The following is a 17,004-nucleotide window of genomic DNA, read 5'->3' on the forward strand; positions in this document are numbered from 1 at the left end:
GGTCAGGCCGGACGCGTAACTGGGAACCGATCGGCACCGTGTTGTTGAACCCGGATCGAGAGCAACAGAACGAGAAAATGGCGGCATAGTTAGACGGTTGACGCGACAACTACCTTGAAAAATGCCGGTATCCCTAAGGAACAATCCGGAACTTTGGACTGAAGAATCAATCGCGATCAACACCGACATTCGTGACCTCACCTTGTCGGGCGACGTACCGCAATTAGATTGCGTAGTTGCCGGGATCCCCTGCACCGGGGCCAGCCGCTCGGGCCGTTCGAAGAACAAGATACAGAATGCGGAGGAGCATTCCTCGGCAGGTACCTTGTTCATCGACTTTCTGGACTTCGTAAAGGCCTCTAACCCTGCGATCTGCATCATCGAAAACGTTCCTGAATATTTGGACTCGGTTTCGATGACCGTCATTCGCAGTGTTCTGACATCGTTGGGATATGTGTTGCATGAGACGGTGTTCAGGGGGGCTGATTTTGGAGTGCTAGAAGACCGGAAGCGGATGGTGGTTGTAGCGATCACAAAAGGCTTGGGAGAGGGCTTTACTTTTCCGACGGCCACTGACGTTAAGCCAGTGAAAGTCGGCGATATCCTCGAGCAAATACCTGAAGACTCACCTCGGTGGAAAAGCTACGAGTATCTCGCGGCAAAGGAGGAGCGAGATATTGCGGCTGGCAAGGGTTTCAAGCGTCAGTTGGTCACAGCAGACAGCACCTCGGTTGGGACTGTCGGGCGTGGCTATTTTAAAGGACGGAGCACAGAGCCATTTCTGCTACATCCTGACCCGTCCAAGTCAGAGCTCAGCAGGTTGTTTACCGCTACCGAGCACGCACGTTTGAAGGGGATTCCGCCATCTATGGTGGATGGGTTGTCAGAAACGATTGCCCATGAGGTCCTCGGTCAATCGGTCGTGTATCCCGTGTTTCAGGCGGTTGGTGAGGCACTGGGTATGGCATTGACTAACCAGGTCATCAATCCTGTTTACACAGCTCTCCAGGAGGACGGGATCGACAGCTACTGCATGCAGATCTGTGGGGGCGGAATGTGTGGAATCGGTCCGGTATGTCATATGGGAATCGATGCCACCACCCACCTTCCACCGAAGTACATCAGTGGGCAGCAGACCGAGCTTGCGATGTCGGTGTAGGCAAGGCGTCCAAAACTTTCCCCAAAGGCGGCATGCCTCTTGGGGAGGGGTTTGGTGTTTCAGTCTGGATGGTTATCGGCACTGGGAGACCGTAGGTCTCGTTTGAACGGATAACGCTGTAATTATTGATCAACCCTGGCGGGCAGGTTCCCCGTCAGGGGCACGTGTTCGCCTCGACCTGAGGTGCCATGTGATGAATGTAATTTGCCAGGCCGCGCGGATGATGGGGAATCGTAAAATCGTGCGAAAGGGGACTGCAAAGACCTCCGAATGCACGATTTTTCTATGGGAGCTCGATGACGGAAATTCACTTGAGCTTCTGCGCAATGAGGCACCCACGGCGACTGCGCACTTTGTCAGTGTCAGGGAGAGGACGGAAAGGTTTAACGACCTGCTCCAGTACTACGAACGGCACGCCAAAGTCTTCAGTCCCGACCGCTATCTGGCGGCGTAACACAGCGACTCTTCGATCGTCCCCAACCCGGGGCGGTCGAAGTTCTCGCGCTACCAGGTAGGATAAATTTGTCGTATATTCAACTTGCATCTCCACCGGATGCTTCGTAATACAGCTGACCCTTCAGCACCTCTTTTTGACTCCCCCCCCGTTTCTCGACTGCTTTCCCAAGCTATGTTTGCGAAAGCAATTGACTCTTCACCCCCCTGATGTCAGGTGGTGAGATGCCCAGTTGGTGGTTTACCAGCAATCACAATCCCTAAAGGGGCTTCTTGCCCCTGCCGGGGAGAGAGCCTCCTTCATCTCTGGAGGCACCACTATGTTTATCGAAACAGCCGAGAACCCTAACGTTTTTCAATTGCTCGGTGAGACCGTCACGGCCGATGAAATCATCGAGGCCGCGAACGAAATCATCAACAAGCGATTTGCAAAGGGTGCTCGCTTTGACAGTCCGGATCGTGCTCGGCACTTCTTCAAGTTCAAGCTGGGCGAGAAAGACCGCGAGGTGTTTGGCGTAGCCTACCTGGATGCCCAGCATCGGCTTATCGCGTTTGAAGAGCTGTTCGCTGGCGGCCATCAGCATGTAAGCGTCCATCCTGGCGTGGTCGCAAAGCGTGCTCTGCATCATAATGCGTCAAAGGTGATTTTGGCGCATAACCACCCCAGTGGTGATTGCAGCCCATCGCCTGAGGACCTCTCCATGACGGCATCTCTGAAGCAGGCTTTGATGCTTGTGGAGGTGACGCTCATAGACCACATTATCGTTGGCAAGCAGTGCTACAGCATGTGCGACAACGGTCAGATCTAATTCCTACCCATCGGGCGCATCACGTCCCGGCTGGGTTGTGGGCGCCACCTCAACGGAGACGTACCATGAAATTTAATTCCTCAGTTGTTAGCTATCCGGACCGTGGTCATTGGGGGAATAGCCGATACCGCGGTAATTGCACAGGCGCGATCGTAAGGGATTTCTTTGGGACGTATCACACCCGAAAGAATGGTCTTGCGTTTGACCCTAGTATCGGTGGCGGTACGTCTGTCGACGTTGCCAACGAGCTCGGACTCCGGTTCAAGGGTACCGACCTTCACCAGGGGACCAACCTGTTGCTGGACGACATGCGGACCTTTCTTGGAGAGGAGGCCCACACCTGTTGGTGGCATGCCCCCTATGCTTCGATGCTGGTCTATAGCGGGGAGGTCTGGGGAGAGCCAAACAAGTGGGACATGAGTCGAATGGCCCTTGCCGAGTTCACGGAGGCTCTCGAGCTTTCCATCATGAACATTCATGACGCCGTCGAAAAAAATGGGCATTACGGAATTTTGATGGGCAATCTTCGTCGGCAAGGTCAGTACCTCAATTTGTCATCGCTCGTCGAACGGGTCGCGCCGGGTCGGCTTGTTGATGAAATTATCAAGATTCAGCACAACTGCGTTTCTGATCGGCGGGAATACCGAGGCAACATCGTCAGGATCGCCCACGAAAAATTGTTGGTCTTCAAGAAGAACAAGGAGTCTCTGTTTTTCTTGGCTCAGGTCGAAAGTCGTGCTGCGTCATGGGTTGGGACTACTTGGCGGGCCGCGATACGTCGCATCCTTCAAGGTGGCAAGGTCCTACACCTCAAAGAGATTAACCAACTGATCGCGCCGTACGCAGGTTCTCGGTCAAATCAGCACTGGGAGGCAAAAGTTCGTCAGGTGGTACAGGACGCGCGCTATTTTGAACGCGTTGCGCCTGGTACCTACCGACTAGCTGCTTAAATCGTCTCGCATCGCCCCGGGGAGTTCCCGGGGCGGTTTAGAGACCGCTTCGGCAAGAGCATTGCTCAAGCGGTTTCACTCGAACCAATGTTGGTTCGAATTGAAAGCAGCTGCACTACTGCAGCATTAAAACCAAACCGGCGGGGTTTAGCTCCCTGTCGGGGGTTAGCTCCGCCTCAACCCGGAGTTAAACCTATGAAAAAAAATCTTGGCATCATTGGTGAGTTCCTTGGCCACTTGGTCATGGGAGTCATTTTCTTTTCCCTGCTCGTGCTCGCGAGCCTTCTGATCTCGACCCTTACCAGTTGGGTGGGGGGCTTCGAGGCCGGTAAGGACCTGGTCCCAGTTCTGAAACTCTTGGAACATGTGATCTTGTACAGCGACTGCGTGTTCTTGGGCTGGTGGACGATCTATTCCACCTACCACGCCAGCAAGGCTCTTCTGGCCTGAACCGTCACTAACGGGGCGGCCTGGGCATGCCCTTATGCAAACAGGAAAAACTATTGGAGATGGCTATGAATGCCTTCATTCGTGGCTTCAAGCGCGGCGTACAAGAAACCCTTCAAGGCTTTTGGGCACCCGCTATAGCGTTATGGGATTTGCTAAGTACCACCACGGAAAAAATAACCGGCGATGTAACGAAGCGAGATCGGTAGCCTTCCTGTTCCATGAATCGACCATCCAGCATCAATAGGTGGTCGCGGCCCCTCACTATGCGGTGAGGGCCAGATCACCACTCGGGTTTTCCCTGGGTGGTTGATTCAATGACGTCGCTGAGAGGCTTTGGCCTTTAGGCAATAAATTCACTATCAAACCCCGCCGGGAACATGCCCCCGCGTTGGGGACATGCCCGGCTCCTTTTGGAGCACGACATGAATAATCAAAACAACCTGGTCGGAAACGAGCGATTGGACCTTCAGATGTCGGCGGCGCCATCGCCGTTGGACCTGCTTAAGGTCGCTGTTGACGCAGGTTTGACGTTTGCTGATTGCGAAAATTATTTTGGTGTTGATTCAAGCACAAACCTTTTCGCAAAAGCCGCGCAAGCGATCTATGCAGATCGGAGCGATAACGACATCGAAATATGCGAGAGGACGGTTATCTCCCGCTGTGAGTACGGGGCCTTTGTAGGAGCTCGCGTCTTTGTGCGGGACGAGCAGGCCGGGTTGCCCGACATTATCGAGTTGATCGATGGGCTGGTACGACACTTTCACACGAAATTTGGACCTGAGCTCTCACAGAGTTGCCCGGTCCTACAGGGCAAGGTTGGGATGATCGAAGAATTGTTTACCAATCACGGTGATGAGATCGAATCCCTTTCTGGCAATGCTCCTGAGTCCATCCCCAAAGCAAGGTTCGTGTTCGCCGGAATTGTTGAAGAGAACTACACCTCTGAGATCATTCTTAACCTTGTTCGAATGGGGGAAAACTCTGGCTTTAATCTCGACCAGTGCGAAGCACTTCGCAACTGGCTCGAACACAAAGGCAAGCTTCTGGATGCGCAACTGAGAACTGTCCATGTGGCATAAAAACCACATATGTTGGCTCACGCCTGCAGGGCGCCAAAAGAAGTGTTTGTTCACGATGACCGTAATGGAATTCGTGTTCGCGCTGAGTCCATATAGGACAAAGCAGTAAAGGTGCAGCTGATCCCTTAATTTCAGCAATCCAGCAACCGCGGGGAGCCTCTATCCCTGCGGGGTAGGGCCTCCCGCACACAAAAGGAGTGTCCCTCATGGAGAACCAAAATAGCTCTCCGCATCAAAAACCCTGGTATGCGCCGTTGGTGCATTTCCTCGCTCACACGGTTGTGGGTTCCGGCATTTTCATAATAATTGCCACGCCTTCCGTATTTCTCGGGTGGCTTGTCCACAAACTTCGTGAGTACCACGTCGCCGAGTTCACGCTCAGCGTTCTTACGTTCCTCGAGCACGCGATCCTGGTGGTCGATGCGCTTACCTTTCTGTCGTTCCTGGGCTTTACCTCGTGGGCTGCAGTCAAGGAGATGAGACAAAATGGGCATTAATAGCGGTAATAAAAGTTCCCTGGTTGAGCACTGCCTAACTGAGTTTGTGAAGGCAGCTCAGCAGGCCCCCGCCATCTATTTTGCTCCCGTTCGTGGGGCGATTTCTGGTGTCATCGGTCAGTGGCGAAAGCTGCAGGCTCGTGACTCCGATGGTGGGACCCCCAAAGTGGCCTAATTCGCTTTGAACAGATACCGATCAAGGTATATGCTGAACTCATGTAACGCGAGGAGCTGACCATGATTCGCAAACACCTTGTAGGTTTCATCAAAGGTTTCAAAGCTGAGTTCGTTGTTGCGGCGAAAGCTGCGCCGGCGATCTTTTTCGCTCCTCTCGTTGGGGCGATTAAGGAAGTCAGGAACCAAGCGAATAAAGGTCTTTAACTGTTGTCCTCGCCCCTCTTGTAAAAGAGGGGCGCTTCCGATTCTCTCCCGGTCTGGGGAGAGTGTTCGGTTCGGAGAACCTCTTCTAACGAGGCGAGTCTCTCAACCGAATCCACCTGCGAACAATGCGTTTCCAGGACGATAGTCAGCTGCAACTCTATGCAGCATCACCTTGGCACTCGCCATTCAACCCATTGGGACAATCGCTCCCGATCGGGAATGTTGTCTCTAACCACCGGAGGCAACATGAATATTTCACAACAGCTCGTGGCAGCTGGTTTCGATAAGGTCGCTCAGTCACTTCCTTTTCGTATGGAGCGCATGCGCTCAAATGGAATCGAATGTGATGAGGCGTCGTTGTTGACGACGATTGAGCGCGACGAGTTTCGCTCAATCAAATGCAGGATGCGTCTGGCAAAGGTCACCACGTTCGCTGAGCTCGAAGAGCACGGTCGACTTGTTACTTTGCTGGCGAGTTTCACTACTGAATCCAGAACGTGGCTTATGAAGCTACCGCTGTTGCGACTGCAAATCATGATGGACGCAGTTGAATCATCCTGGTGATCCTACTTGCCACATCTGTGGCGTAACGCTGCATATGCAGCAAACCCCGTCGGGTTCTTTTCCCGATAGGGGAGAGGCCTCGACTTTCGTGTTGGAGGCTTCATGAACAATTTTCCGGTTTCCCAGATTTCCAATAACCCAGCGCTGGTTCTCTCGCATTTCAACGAGATCATCGAGCGCAGAAAAGCGGCACTCTTTCCTGAAGGTGCCCATGATGGTGTTACGGAAGTTCTGCTACTGGACAGGAGGGACCGTCCTCTCTACCTGGCGTCTCAAGTTGACGTTACTCAGCAAGAGATTGAAGCCAGCTACTGTGAGCGCGGGATCACCACCACGGCGCATCTTCGTGAATTCATTCAACTGGTTCACGAAATCTCGGCAGCATGTTCAACGATTGCTGCTTCGGAGCTTCGCTCGTATCACCTGGACTTGCTCCGGGCGATGAAGGACGAGATGGTTCAGAAACGTGCGTAGGTGATTGGAGCAGGGGGGATTCCTCCCTGCTTCCATCTCAAAATGCCGAGTGCTATATTTCAACCAGCTGTGATCAGCATCCTCTCGGCCAGCAGGCCACCGACCGACCTCAAGGGTTGTTTCGGAAAGCTCCAGTTTTCCCAAGCAAAGATTCTTCCTATCGCTCTGTTGCGATCGGAGATGGCGTTAGCTGCGCGTCCCTAAAGCAGCATCAACATTGGCCATTCTGGCTAACCCACCCTGCAGGGGTTTCTCCCTGTAGGGGAGACCTTGCACTAAAACTAAAATTGAGGTGCAACATGTCTGACTTACTGAATCTCGTGATCATCATCGTCGACTTCGTGTTTGACGTAATTTGATTCACACGGCCCTGTGCTTGGCTCTCGCCGGACATTGGGTAAGCCTGTCGTAACACCGTTGTTCCAACCTTTCTGGTGGGGTCCTTCCCCACTCGGGGTTGGCATCTCACCTCCATTCTGGAGGTACATCTATGATTTTTTCGCCTGCAAAGCTGATTGGAGCGTCATCACCCTTCGGCTGTAGCTGGTCGTATGTGACGCGGGGAGACCAGGTTGTGAAGATGGAGCAACGTGTATGAGTAATGCACAGAAGCCCCTCCCGTCACCACCGAAGCCCCACGCCCAAAATCGGGTTGCTCACTATCAAGAGGCTCTCAGCGATGAAAGCTTTGTCAGCATGATGAGCAGCATTTGCGGCTTACCGATCAAACAGAAGGATGGGACCAAGAAATGAAGTCCTACCCCCGTTTAGTCGCGCTACTCCGCGAGACGATGACACTCACTACCGGTGAGGCTGAAGCATTGACGCGTGGCGTCGAAGCAGAAGCCGTGTCCCGCTGTGGAGGTATTGCGAACGTCGTTCGCCGTGCCTTCGCGCTTCGACACTATGCAGCACTGCGTGCACTGCTCGCTCGTTACCCGAATGCTCGAGACAAGACTGCTTTCGCTATCGATACCGGCTTCACCGGCAAGCGCCGTGTGCTGGTGGATGATGGGAAGGTTGTTTCCCACGGCCATCTGGCCTGGGATGTCTTTCTCATTCGAATTAGAACGAAGCATATCCACTGATTGATCAAACCCTATAGGGGCCTACATGCCCCAATAGGGGTAGTGGGCTCCAATTACCGGAGTCCCTTTATGTCTACTAACCACGCAATCAAAACCCTGATGCAGCGCTACCTGGTGTTAAACGGCTACCCCGCTGAAGACGTCGATTTTTCTTTGAGCTGTTGTCAGGGCGATGGTGCAAGTTTCACTGGTGAGTTGGATGTGAAGCGTCTTGCTTCGCGTCTTGTTCCGGATGTGACTTCGACTGTCTGGGATGGCCTGGTGCTACCCGAAAAGCTGGAGATCACCCGGGACTCTGGAATGCGCTACGTGCATGAACGATCGACCTCCCTGAGTATCGATCCAGTTTACGTCGAGCTCACTCCAGCTGATGAACTAGGTGGACCCGCTCAAAAAGTTGCTCTTCATCGACTGGTCACTGCGCTTGCCGATGATGTTGTGGCCACCGGTGCAGAGCTTGCGCACCGAGGGTACAAACTCCTTGATGCGTACGTCTCCGAAAAGACAAAGCTGCGCACCTTTCAAACCTCCAACTTTCGGGTTGATGTTTTTAAGTGTCCGGATGACTTCGATGTCTTTGAAACCGAGGAAGAGCTCGTCTACCTCGACCAAACCATCCAGCAAATCATGGATGGGGAGATCGAATGCTTCAGCCTCAAAGTCACTGTCACCATGCTTGATGATGACGGCGACGATATCGCTGTACTGGCTGAGGTTGATATTTACGGGTTCAGTCGTGATCCCTCGATCAAGGGGCTCTGTACAGACACACGTGATGTTGTGCGCGAGGCGATTGCTGAAGCGCGCGATACCTACTTGAAGCTGATGAAACCGCGGTTGCGGTTGGCAGCTTAACCACCCCTGGGGGGCTTTGCCCCCTCAAGGGGTGGAGCTCCTTCAGGTGTCCTATTCCCCCGGCTCGGGGCTTCCCCAAGCTCCCGTTTCGGTGGCTTGGGGAAGTCCCGAGTTGGGCTTACCTGGAGGTGCACTATGAGAAATTTGAAAGCCGAAGTTGTACGTAATGCGGCGAAGCTAAAAGGCTGGGATGTGATTTTGAGGGACTTGTGCCCTGAGATCGATTCCCGAGCGTTTGATAAACCAGGTCGACACACCAAGTGCCCTGTCCATGGGGTGGCTGGTCGTGGCGGCGATGGGTTCAAGTTCTTCCGTAAGGATTTTCAAGACTCCGGCGGCGGTATGTGCAACACCTGTGGAACGTACCCCGATGGATTCAGCTTGCTGATGTGGGTGAAGAACTACGGATTTGCCGATGCTGTGGCCGATGTTGGTGACTTCTTGGGGATTCGCTCGACTGAAGATGAGAATCAGCAGGAGAAGGTTAACCGGGCCAACGAGCAGGCGCTCGCGGCACGTCGCAAAGAACTTGAGGAAAGAGAGGCTGCTTCAAACCTCTATCACAGCAAGAAACTTAATGAGCTTTGGAAGGGCAGTATTCCGCTTACGCATGCAGATGCTGAGCCGGCCCGACTGTATTTGGCCAGCCGCAAGATTCTCTGTTGGGATCGTGAGGGCGTCGAAAGGGTGGTTCGGTTTCATCCGAGCCTCTCGAGTTACAACGAGGATGGTGAGTTCGAAGGTGATTTTCCCGGCATTGTCGCGAAAGTTACTAAGGCAGGGCTTCCTATCACGCTCCACCGGTACTTTCTAACCCCGAAGGGGCTGAAAGCACCCGTCCAGAGTGCTAAGAAAATGTGCATGTATCCTACCGACAAACTGGTTACTGGCGGTGGCATTTTCGTGGGGGCTTGGGACAAGGAGGAAATTGATGTTTGTGAGGGGCTGGAAACGGCTTGGGCAATAGAAACCGGTACCAATTTCGCTGTGCAGGTTCACTCATTGGTGAATGCAACGTTGTTGGAGGGTTTCGAGCCTGGCCCTCGCACAAAACGCGTCAGGATCTGGATCGACAAGGACCGATCCGGGCGCGGTGAAGAGGCGGGCATGAACCTGAAAAAGCGTCTCTGGGAGAAGGGTATCCAAGCTCAGATACTGACTCCCTCATTGCCGCTGTTGGAAGGCGAAAAGTCAGTCGACTGGAATGATGTGCTGGTGCAGCTTGGATGCATGGGGTTCCCACAGATGAGGAGGGCGGCTTGATGAGCGTCACATCTTATCTGTATGACCCGGTGCGTGTTGTCACCTCGCCAGGCGCCAATGCCCTCGACCCATTCTCACCGCCCAGCGGTTTTAGTGGGAGCGCAGGGGATTACCGATTGCTGTTGGTAAGCCGGTACCGGGTGCCGGCGTCGCGTCGGTACATCATGGCCCATGCAAAGGCCCTTCAAGATGGACTCAACGTCATCTTTGAAGGGCCATACACAATGGAGGCTGCCGACATTCTCGAAAAGATTGTCGCTAGCGACCGCATGCAAGAAACCAAAAGGGCCGGCTAATTTAGCTGGCCCTTTTTTTATGGCCATGAGATCGATCAGGAGTCGGGTAGAATTGTCCGCTTGCATTCCAGTAAGACGTGCGAGTCTTCAAGCATCGCAATCGAGATCCGAACAATGACTTTCAAAGTGGTCAAGCTCAGCACCTCAACAACCGATACACCAGGCCTGTACCAGGTCAAGTTTAATGGCGACGATCGTTTTTTTCGCACTGTGGATGTCCATGTCTCAAAAGACCTCGGGCCCAATGCCCTGGACTTCGTCGAGCTGTATGGCGCCTGGTGCTGCCTGATCTGGTTGGAGCTCGCTGGGGCAAATCGAACATCCCGCAACCTGAAGCTGGTGGTTTCGCGAGGAGCTGTAAAGCGTCTCCTGCTGGTGACAAGTTCCAAAGAAGAGCTCTACCAATACGCATATGCACTTCGGACACAACTCCTCGGCCTGGACAACATTTCAGTCGAGAAAGGGGAGGAGTGGGCGCTGGAAGAGCATCCTGGCATCTGCGTGAGATGGGATGGGAAACCCCCGCCACAACCTTTCGTCGACAATCCTACGTTTGGCCGCATCTACCTCACGTACCATGCAGTTATCGAGTACCTGGATGAAACGAAGGGCGAGTGTAAGCTCGACAACGTTTTTTCGAGGCTGGCCCGGATCGTTCGGGAGGCGGACAGGGTAAAAACGCTGACTGCGAAGCAGGAGAAAGACAAGGCTCGCCGCTATGGTGAGCAGCAAAAGGGCGTGAGAAATCTAGGTACCGCGTCGGGTTGGCAAATAACCACTCGACCGACCACTGACGGGAAGGGCCTTATTGCTATGACGGTTTTTCAGCGAGTCGAGTAATGGGTTCGCGATGGAGAGGGTGATGGCGTACGTTGCGCGGGTGAGATCTGAGCTTTTGGCGCTGTTGAGATCAGTAGATCCAGACGGCTGGGAGCAAGCAAAGAATCTTTCCCGGGATGACGTCGTGAGCTTTTTGGTTTCAAGACCTCATATCATGCAAGGAATCTCGTACCAGATCTTGGGGGAGGCCGGATTCGGGGAGGGGGCGTATCTTCAGAACTCGCGCGACGGCGAGGTCTACCGGCTGATTCGGTGTCAGGTCTCCTTCGATGAACGCGGTCTGCCGTTGACGGTTGGACTGATTGGCGTAAAAGATGGGCTCGATAATAGCCACGCCAACTTCATCGGGCGGATTGATGAGTTCACGAGCATGGAAACTGGACTTCAAATTTTGGGATCGGAAATTCTAGACCTGTTGGAACTGTAAAATAATAACTCACACAAATAGAGATTTATGTGAGTTATTATTTTATCTTGGTTATGAATGCCAGGATGCGTTAAGTGGCGGCATTAGTGGCTAACCTTTTTAAATTAAGCATAAATACTCGAAAGGGACCTTCTAGATAATGAAATCTAGTCAGCGTCACATTATACCGTTGGAAAAGTGCATCGTTGCCCTCGATACTAACGTCGCGCGTACACTTGGGGAGTCCACGACTTGTCCGGACTGGCTTGATACCTTTGGTCAAATGGCTTCCTCTGGTGAATACGCTTTTGCACTCGCGGATGGGGCATTTGCGGAGCTCTTAAATCAGATTACAAAGCCTGAGGGAGGGATGAGTGAACCTTGCTTCAGTCGTATGATTCAAGGGCTTGAGACCTTTCTCGATCCAGAATATCCCATCATCCTTGGGAAGAGAGACATCTTAGGGATGCTTGGAATTGCTGGTAAGGATCCTTGGTGCGCTAGTGAAGTAAGGGATCTTTCAAAGGACGGGTGGCAGAAACTTTGTAATATTCAATCAGAGCCGAAAAACTCACAGTATCACTCGAAGCTTGAAAAAATACTTCAGGATGAGCGCGAAGAGTGGATTGCGCAGTTCGATAAATTTGATTCTCATCTCGCTCTTGAACTCGCAACAGTTAAGGAGCGTATAGCAAGGTTTCAAAGTTATAGTGGCGTCTATGCTCTGTCATTTAGGAATTTGCTGTTGGATCTTCAACAGAAACTTCATGCCCTCGATAATTTAAAGGAATTGGAAGGCAAAGTACTAAAAGATGCCTTAGCCGAGCTTGATGCCGATCGTCCACTCGCAGGTATCTCAATGAGCGCGAGATGTGACCTTCAAATAAGGTACCTCTATCGGCAATGGGTAAGGACACGCAAATCTAAGCATGCCTACTCTCCCGCTTCGCACAACAATCGAAATGATGGAATTGATTTTGATTTCTATCGGTTTTTGATGCTACCAGCCTTGGTCGTGACTGAGGACAAGGGCTTCCTCACGCGCATAAGCGACATTTCTAGCCCCCAAAAGACTTGGTTCATGACTCCTCAGGAGCTTGCCGCCAGTTGGTTGCGAGGGGACCGGCCGTGGCCAATCTGGGCACAAAACCGTGTATGCGCCTTAAGTGACCCTCCGTTTTTCTTGGCGTGCGAGGTCCGATGAGTGGAGCTCGCGGGTTTCCTGGTGCGGGTCTAAAATTCTAGAAATGGCTTTAATTCTAATGCGCAAGCTTATGATTTCATTGCGTATAATAGGGATTATGTTAAACGAATAGCATCCTAATAATTAGGACGCCACGAATATCCCTCATTGATCTGAGCTGTTCAAGCCCCTCTTGAACCGCGTACGCTCCGCTGAGGCCGCTGCATCCCGCTAGCGGCCTGAAATGGAGATAGACAAGATGATGATTGATGGCGTTGAGAAACGAATCGAAGCCGGCGTGAATACGGCCCTGGACATGGTTGAGGTACTGGTTGCAGCTGGCCAGCCCCTCAAAGCTGCGATTGCCACCTCGCGAATACTCACGATGGAGGTTGTCCGCGAGTCTCTGGCAAAGAACCTGGCAAACAAAAGCGGCTCGGTGATTACTCACACCTTGGCCACTACGCCAGCCGAATCTGGGCCGGTACCGGCCCAGCACAGCACCAAAACGAAACAGCACCAGACCGTTGATTGATCATCGAGCCCGGCCGGGAGGTCTTCACGATACACCCGGCCAGGTACACAGTAAGCCCCCCTCGCTTGACTCATCTCCTCAGCACGGGCTGTAGCGCCCCGAAAAGTGCCCTGGGAGCTAACCCTAGCACCAAAGCGCTTCAAGCCACATATGGCCCCTATCGGCAGTTTCCGGCCCGCCTGAATCCCGCGGCTTCGGCGTCCGCAGCGCTTGCAAACTCTACGCGGTTTCGCGTTCCGACCTTTCCGTAGCTCGGACAGCCCACTGGCAGGTGGTAAACATTGCTATTGCGGTTGCCAATCACCGGAGAAAGCCCGCTGGAGGCGTATCCACCAGATACCTGGTGTTCAACTGATTCGCTCCGAATGGCCTGTGCCATTGTGCCGGCTCCCTTCACTCGCATACCGAGACTCCAGGATCTTTCACCTGTCACGAATGGGTTGCTATGCCCCATTACTCTGGCGATCCGCCGGTCACGCTCCAGTTCCCACGGGCTCACTGGGTATTGACGATCCCAGGCCATCAACAGCTGCTGTTGTGCCCTGGACATTGATAGTCCGTAACGGTCGTGCATGTAAAAGTAGATCCGGGCAACCGCGCCCTTCACCTGGTCTCGAGGCTCTGTCACGCGCTGCTGAAAATCCGTCCTGGTCGGGCAAGCCCCGTATTGCATCGGCGTTGAGGGTAAAACGCCGTAGCGAAAATTGCTTCGGTCAGCATTGACCTCACCAACACTCACTTCGAGGTTGTGCATGTCCGCCTCCATTTTGCGAAATACCGGATCGGTATCGATGCAGTTCTTTCGCCCCCCATTCTGCCAACACTGCCGCTGGCTGCCGAAGGCATATGCTGGCAAGACGTGCTCCCATTCGATGCGCTGCGCGCGATTCTCCTGAGCGCGGACTTCGTACCCGCACGAGGCGAAGTCCACCCGGCCTCCCGATCGCCCTAGCCACTTCCAATTGCACCCACAGTAAAGATCGCCGGTTTCGCTGGTGTTGCGGTCGTAGTAGACCTTCTGGCGTAGCTCAACCTTTGCCTGCTCAAAGGTCGCAGGCGCTGAGGCAAGAGCAAGTTGAGATGTGGCCATCATCACGGCCGTAAACATCATGAGGATCGATTTCACGGTCTTTTCCTTAAACCAAGAGTGGTTCCAAGCTATTCAGGGGAAAAAAAACCCAAGCAAGGCTTGGGTTTGAGCGCTTCTCGCAGTAGCTACCGCAGCGGGGTAAGCAGCTCACCAATGCGGCGAACCCTGCGAAAGATGATTTGCGCGATCGATTCATGACCCGTGGCAATCACGCCAAACAGCCCTGCCAGGAGAAGTGCCCAGAAGCTGTTGCGCTTCCAGTTCCCTGCCTCGGCCAACGCACTCTGGCGATGCTGTTCGGCACGATCAGACAGAGACGGGCTTTCTGGGCCAAGCGCAGTTGCCTCGATGGCGTAGGCAATGCCGGCGGGGACGGCAAAGTTGCCCTTGATCTTGCCCTCTCGCAGGTTCTTCGCTGTCAGAACAACCCACTTCGAGGAGCTGCCGCCGGCAACAGATGCCTGGGCTAGCACATACGCCCTGGCCACCTCGTCCAGATCCTCTCTGGAGCTGAGCAGGCGCTGAAGCGTCGGTAGGTTCTTCGACTCAACCGCGGAATAAAACTCGCTGGGCTTACTTGCTGTGCTCGTCGTACCCGGATCGAGTATCCCCAGAAACGCTCCCATGACGTGCGGCATCATGCCAATCATTACAGCTGGAACGATGTTGATAATGCGTCCGGTAATGACCGCAAGGCCTATGCCCGCAATCATTGCAACCGCACTGATCATTTTGAGCGCTGTGCTATTGAGGATCGAGTCGACGGCTGATTCGACCCCCATCAACCCGCCAATACCGCCGCCCTCGTGGCCCGATGCTTGGAAGGCCTTGGCGATCGCATCAGGAACCAGGATCTGGTCAATAGCCGTTGTTGGCTCTGCGGCGATACCCAGCGCGTAAAATACGCCCCCGAATATCGCCAGACCCAACGCGGTACCGCCGTAGATTAGGGTGCCTTTGCGTAGCTTTTTCGCCCGCAAGATCAGTTCCTGAAGGGGCGCGTCAAAAGGCGTCGGCGCTGTTGCCGGCGGTGCTGATTCGGGTTGGGCTCGAGGTGCTTTCGGCGCTGTCGGCTCAGCTATCGCTTCCGTTGTGGCTTGTTCGTGCTGGGCGGTGACGTGGACCGTGTGCCCAACTGCCTGGGGTAATAGCTTCAGATCCTGACCGAGCACACGCTGTGTCTTGCCGGCAACGAGACCACGAGATATTTCCTTTCTACGAGCACCGTAATTGGCGAGGAGTTTTTCGAGCTCTGCATCAGGAACGTCCTTCGCAGCGACTTTTCCATCAACAAGCAGCGTGTACAACCGCGGGGCACCCTCTGGCGTCTGCCTCGACAGTTCCAGCTCTTGACCGAGAACGCGCTCGCTCTGGCCAGCCATCAGCCTATTCAAGGTACTGTCCTTCACGACGCCATAGTCATTCAAGAGACCCGATAGCTGCGCTACGGGAATGTTTTCCTCTGCAACGAGGCCGTCGACCCGCAACCGGAACAGTTGGACTGGTTCTGTCATCAGTGAAGCTCCTTCACTTCATCAGTCCTGCCCAGGCGCTTCTGGAGATCGATACGCATGCCCTGGATTTCTTTTTCTGCGGCCTTGCGTTGAGCTACGCCCTCACGCTGAATTTTGATTACGTCTTCGACGGTCTGGATCAGCGTGGCCTGGACCTTCTGCAAGGTGTCCACGTCGATTACCAATCGCTGGTTAGCTTTGGCCGTCTCTACGGAGTTGCGGTGCAGCAGCTCGGCGTTGCGCTTGAGGAGATCGTTGGTGGTGTCGTCGATTTTGGTGGCCAGCTGGACGGCGTTCCGCTGCTCGTTCAGCGTCAAAGCCAGCATGAATTGGCGCTTCCAGGCCGGCACAGTGATTTCCCGGATGGTGTGGAACTTGTCCACCAGCATCTGGTTATTCGCTTGAATCATCCGAATCGTCGGGAGGCTCTGCATCGCAGACTGCTGGAGCGCCGTGAGGTCGCCAATACGCTTGTCGAGGTTGGAGATCAGTGCATCCAGATCCGCAACTTGCTGCAAGCGGGCCGGGTCGTTCCCGATGTTCGCCCGAAGCTGAGAAACCTGCATCTGTAGCTCCGCAAGGCGCTGCTTACCGGCGGCAATGTGGATGCCAAGCAGGCGATGCTCCTCGCGTACCGCAACGAACATGGACTCGAGGCCGGTGTTCCGAGCAGAAATGCCCGCTTGTGTTTGGTCGACTTCAGCAACGAGCTTTTCAATTTGCTCTCGCGTGGTGTCGAACTGACCCATGACGGACTTGCCGCGCAGGGTTACTTTGTCGATCAGCGGGCCGATGACAGGGATGCGCGAACGGCGATTGGAAAGCGCGCTGACATTGAGCGACTGCGCGACGGCAACCACCTCGCTCAGCTTTGCGCCGGCATCGTCCAGGTCGCTGTTACGAACCTGGTCGAGCAAGCTGTCGGCGTAGGAGGACGTGTGTTCTGCCACTTCCCTGCCGAACTGAGAAACCGAGAGCGGGTTTTCTGCCTGGATCAGTGCCGCTACAGCCTTGATCTGGGGGATGTCCTGTTCCTGGAGACCAAGAGCCTGAAGCCCAGCTGGAGTAAGCTCGGTGTTGGTAGTGGCGAGATCTGTCACGGTAATTTCCTGCTGCAT

The 17,004-nt window shown here is 54.0% G+C and carries 21 protein-coding genes; 18 read left to right on the forward strand and 3 right to left on the reverse strand.

Annotation, left to right across the window (positions count from 1 at the left end; all coding sequences use genetic code 11):
* Positions 1 to 121: 121 nt before the first annotated feature.
* The 18 genes from QMX98_RS14205 to QMX98_RS14290 all read left to right on the forward strand — a co-directional run bounded on the left by QMX98_RS14205 (position 122) and on the right by QMX98_RS14290 (position 13,282).
* Positions 122 to 1,159: a DNA cytosine methyltransferase gene (locus QMX98_RS14205; RefSeq protein WP_282410938.1), complete on the forward strand. Its 1,038-nt coding sequence runs from the start codon at positions 122 to 124 to the stop codon at positions 1,157 to 1,159.
* Positions 1,160 to 1,352: 193 nt separating this feature from the next.
* Positions 1,353 to 1,613: a hypothetical protein gene (locus tag QMX98_RS14210; protein WP_042955674.1), complete on the forward strand. Its 261-nt coding sequence runs from the start codon at positions 1,353 to 1,355 to the stop codon at positions 1,611 to 1,613.
* A 319-nt stretch (positions 1,614 to 1,932) separates the two neighbouring features.
* Complete coding sequence (locus QMX98_RS14215) at positions 1,933 to 2,421, forward strand: JAB domain-containing protein (protein ID WP_200617289.1); 489 nt, start codon at positions 1,933 to 1,935, stop codon at positions 2,419 to 2,421.
* A gap of 65 nt (positions 2,422 to 2,486) precedes the next feature.
* Complete coding sequence (locus QMX98_RS14220; protein WP_282410939.1) at positions 2,487 to 3,371, forward strand: DNA adenine modification methylase; 885 nt, start codon at positions 2,487 to 2,489, stop codon at positions 3,369 to 3,371.
* Between the two features lie 195 nt (positions 3,372 to 3,566).
* Complete coding sequence (locus QMX98_RS14225) at positions 3,567 to 3,821, forward strand: hypothetical protein (protein ID WP_200617292.1); 255 nt, start codon at positions 3,567 to 3,569, stop codon at positions 3,819 to 3,821.
* A 422-nt stretch (positions 3,822 to 4,243) separates the two neighbouring features.
* A complete protein-coding gene (locus QMX98_RS14230; protein WP_200617294.1) occupies positions 4,244 to 4,900 on the forward strand; it encodes a hypothetical protein in 657 nt (218 codons plus the stop codon).
* Positions 4,901 to 5,106: 206 nt separating this feature from the next.
* Entirely contained in the window at positions 5,107 to 5,397 is a 291-nt protein-coding gene (locus tag QMX98_RS14235; RefSeq protein ID WP_020799511.1) for a hypothetical protein, read from the forward strand.
* A gap of 237 nt (positions 5,398 to 5,634) precedes the next feature.
* Entirely contained in the window at positions 5,635 to 5,778 is a 144-nt protein-coding gene (locus QMX98_RS14240) for a hypothetical protein (protein ID WP_155943744.1), read from the forward strand.
* 246 nt (positions 5,779 to 6,024) lie between these two features.
* Positions 6,025 to 6,342, forward strand: a complete 318-nt coding sequence (locus QMX98_RS14245) for a hypothetical protein (RefSeq protein ID WP_200617295.1) — start codon at positions 6,025 to 6,027, stop codon at positions 6,340 to 6,342.
* A 102-nt stretch (positions 6,343 to 6,444) separates the two neighbouring features.
* Complete coding sequence (locus QMX98_RS14250; RefSeq protein ID WP_200617296.1) at positions 6,445 to 6,816, forward strand: hypothetical protein; 372 nt, start codon at positions 6,445 to 6,447, stop codon at positions 6,814 to 6,816.
* 749 nt (positions 6,817 to 7,565) lie between these two features.
* Positions 7,566 to 7,904 carry a hypothetical protein gene (locus QMX98_RS14255; RefSeq protein WP_234451890.1) on the forward strand — a complete coding sequence of 113 codons (339 nt, stop codon included), beginning with the start codon at positions 7,566 to 7,568 and terminating at the stop codon, positions 7,902 to 7,904.
* A gap of 69 nt (positions 7,905 to 7,973) precedes the next feature.
* On the forward strand, positions 7,974 to 8,759 hold the full coding sequence (locus QMX98_RS14260; RefSeq protein ID WP_200617297.1) for a hypothetical protein: 786 nt from the start codon (positions 7,974 to 7,976) through the stop codon (positions 8,757 to 8,759).
* A gap of 135 nt (positions 8,760 to 8,894) precedes the next feature.
* Positions 8,895 to 10,022, forward strand: coding sequence for a toprim domain-containing protein (locus tag QMX98_RS14265; protein WP_200617298.1), 1,128 nt, complete (start codon positions 8,895 to 8,897; stop codon positions 10,020 to 10,022).
* Complete coding sequence (locus QMX98_RS14270; RefSeq protein WP_200617299.1) at positions 10,022 to 10,318, forward strand: hypothetical protein; 297 nt, start codon at positions 10,022 to 10,024, stop codon at positions 10,316 to 10,318. Before QMX98_RS14265 ends, QMX98_RS14270 begins: the two co-directional genes overlap by 1 nt.
* 114 nt (positions 10,319 to 10,432) lie before the next feature.
* Positions 10,433 to 11,158 (forward strand): hypothetical protein, encoded by a 726-nt coding sequence (locus tag QMX98_RS14275; protein WP_200617301.1) that lies wholly within the window; start codon positions 10,433 to 10,435, stop codon positions 11,156 to 11,158.
* Between the two features lie 22 nt (positions 11,159 to 11,180).
* On the forward strand, positions 11,181 to 11,585 hold the full coding sequence (locus QMX98_RS14280) for a hypothetical protein (protein ID WP_200617303.1): 405 nt from the start codon (positions 11,181 to 11,183) through the stop codon (positions 11,583 to 11,585).
* A gap of 139 nt (positions 11,586 to 11,724) precedes the next feature.
* Positions 11,725 to 12,768 carry a hypothetical protein gene (locus tag QMX98_RS14285; RefSeq protein WP_200617305.1) on the forward strand — a complete coding sequence of 348 codons (1,044 nt, stop codon included), beginning with the start codon at positions 11,725 to 11,727 and terminating at the stop codon, positions 12,766 to 12,768.
* A gap of 238 nt (positions 12,769 to 13,006) precedes the next feature.
* Positions 13,007 to 13,282, forward strand: a complete 276-nt coding sequence (locus QMX98_RS14290; RefSeq protein WP_086223402.1) for a hypothetical protein — start codon at positions 13,007 to 13,009, stop codon at positions 13,280 to 13,282.
* 157 nt (positions 13,283 to 13,439) lie between these two features.
* Here the strand turns inward: QMX98_RS14290 and QMX98_RS14295 are convergent, their stop codons facing one another.
* The 3 genes from QMX98_RS14295 to QMX98_RS14305 form a co-directional block, all read right to left on the reverse strand.
* Complete coding sequence (locus tag QMX98_RS14295) at positions 13,440 to 14,408, reverse strand: endonuclease (protein WP_128655769.1); 969 nt, start codon at positions 14,406 to 14,408, stop codon at positions 13,440 to 13,442.
* Between the two features lie 89 nt (positions 14,409 to 14,497).
* Entirely contained in the window at positions 14,498 to 15,886 is a 1,389-nt protein-coding gene (locus QMX98_RS14300; RefSeq protein ID WP_124097872.1) for a tellurite resistance protein, read from the reverse strand.
* Complete coding sequence (locus tag QMX98_RS14305; RefSeq protein ID WP_086223399.1) at positions 15,886 to 17,004, reverse strand: toxic anion resistance protein; 1,119 nt, start codon at positions 17,002 to 17,004, stop codon at positions 15,886 to 15,888. The genes QMX98_RS14300 and QMX98_RS14305 overlap by 1 nt, the downstream gene beginning before the upstream one ends.

This window comes from Pseudomonas sp. PS02303, assembly GCF_029959925.1.
Lineage (GTDB): Bacteria > Pseudomonadota > Gammaproteobacteria > Pseudomonadales > Pseudomonadaceae > Aquipseudomonas > Aquipseudomonas mandelii.

What these genes read in the sequence shown, in the direction of transcription:
- QMX98_RS14205 (WP_282410938.1), top strand. Translation starts at nt 122, where the DNA reads ATGCCGGTATCCCTAAGGAACAATCCGGAACTTTGGACTGAAGAATCA.
- QMX98_RS14250 (WP_200617296.1), top strand. Translation starts at nt 6,445, where the DNA reads ATGAACAATTTTCCGGTTTCCCAGATTTCCAATAACCCAGCGCTGGTT.
- QMX98_RS14210 (WP_042955674.1), top strand. Translation starts at nt 1,353, where the DNA reads ATGAATGTAATTTGCCAGGCCGCGCGGATGATGGGGAATCGTAAAATC.
- QMX98_RS14235 (WP_020799511.1), top strand. Translation starts at nt 5,107, where the DNA reads ATGGAGAACCAAAATAGCTCTCCGCATCAAAAACCCTGGTATGCGCCG.
- QMX98_RS14290 (WP_086223402.1), top strand. Translation starts at nt 13,007, where the DNA reads ATGATGATTGATGGCGTTGAGAAACGAATCGAAGCCGGCGTGAATACG.
- QMX98_RS14275 (WP_200617301.1), top strand. Translation starts at nt 10,433, where the DNA reads ATGACTTTCAAAGTGGTCAAGCTCAGCACCTCAACAACCGATACACCA.
- QMX98_RS14215 (WP_200617289.1), top strand. Translation starts at nt 1,933, where the DNA reads ATGTTTATCGAAACAGCCGAGAACCCTAACGTTTTTCAATTGCTCGGT.
- QMX98_RS14245 (WP_200617295.1), top strand. Translation starts at nt 6,025, where the DNA reads ATGAATATTTCACAACAGCTCGTGGCAGCTGGTTTCGATAAGGTCGCT.
- QMX98_RS14280 (WP_200617303.1), top strand. Translation starts at nt 11,181, where the DNA reads ATGGCGTACGTTGCGCGGGTGAGATCTGAGCTTTTGGCGCTGTTGAGA.
- QMX98_RS14265 (WP_200617298.1), top strand. Translation starts at nt 8,895, where the DNA reads ATGAGAAATTTGAAAGCCGAAGTTGTACGTAATGCGGCGAAGCTAAAA.
- QMX98_RS14270 (WP_200617299.1), top strand. Translation starts at nt 10,022, where the DNA reads ATGAGCGTCACATCTTATCTGTATGACCCGGTGCGTGTTGTCACCTCG.
- QMX98_RS14225 (WP_200617292.1), top strand. Translation starts at nt 3,567, where the DNA reads ATGAAAAAAAATCTTGGCATCATTGGTGAGTTCCTTGGCCACTTGGTC.
- QMX98_RS14255 (WP_234451890.1), top strand. Translation starts at nt 7,566, where the DNA reads ATGAAGTCCTACCCCCGTTTAGTCGCGCTACTCCGCGAGACGATGACA.
- QMX98_RS14305 (WP_086223399.1), bottom strand. Translation starts at nt 17,004, where the DNA reads ATGCAGCAGGAAATTACCGTGACAGATCTCGCCACTACCAACACCGAG.
- QMX98_RS14220 (WP_282410939.1), top strand. Translation starts at nt 2,487, where the DNA reads ATGAAATTTAATTCCTCAGTTGTTAGCTATCCGGACCGTGGTCATTGG.
- QMX98_RS14260 (WP_200617297.1), top strand. Translation starts at nt 7,974, where the DNA reads ATGTCTACTAACCACGCAATCAAAACCCTGATGCAGCGCTACCTGGTG.
- QMX98_RS14230 (WP_200617294.1), top strand. Translation starts at nt 4,244, where the DNA reads ATGAATAATCAAAACAACCTGGTCGGAAACGAGCGATTGGACCTTCAG.
- QMX98_RS14285 (WP_200617305.1), top strand. Translation starts at nt 11,725, where the DNA reads ATGAAATCTAGTCAGCGTCACATTATACCGTTGGAAAAGTGCATCGTT.
- QMX98_RS14300 (WP_124097872.1), bottom strand. Translation starts at nt 15,886, where the DNA reads ATGACAGAACCAGTCCAACTGTTCCGGTTGCGGGTCGACGGCCTCGTT.
- QMX98_RS14240 (WP_155943744.1), top strand. Translation starts at nt 5,635, where the DNA reads ATGATTCGCAAACACCTTGTAGGTTTCATCAAAGGTTTCAAAGCTGAG.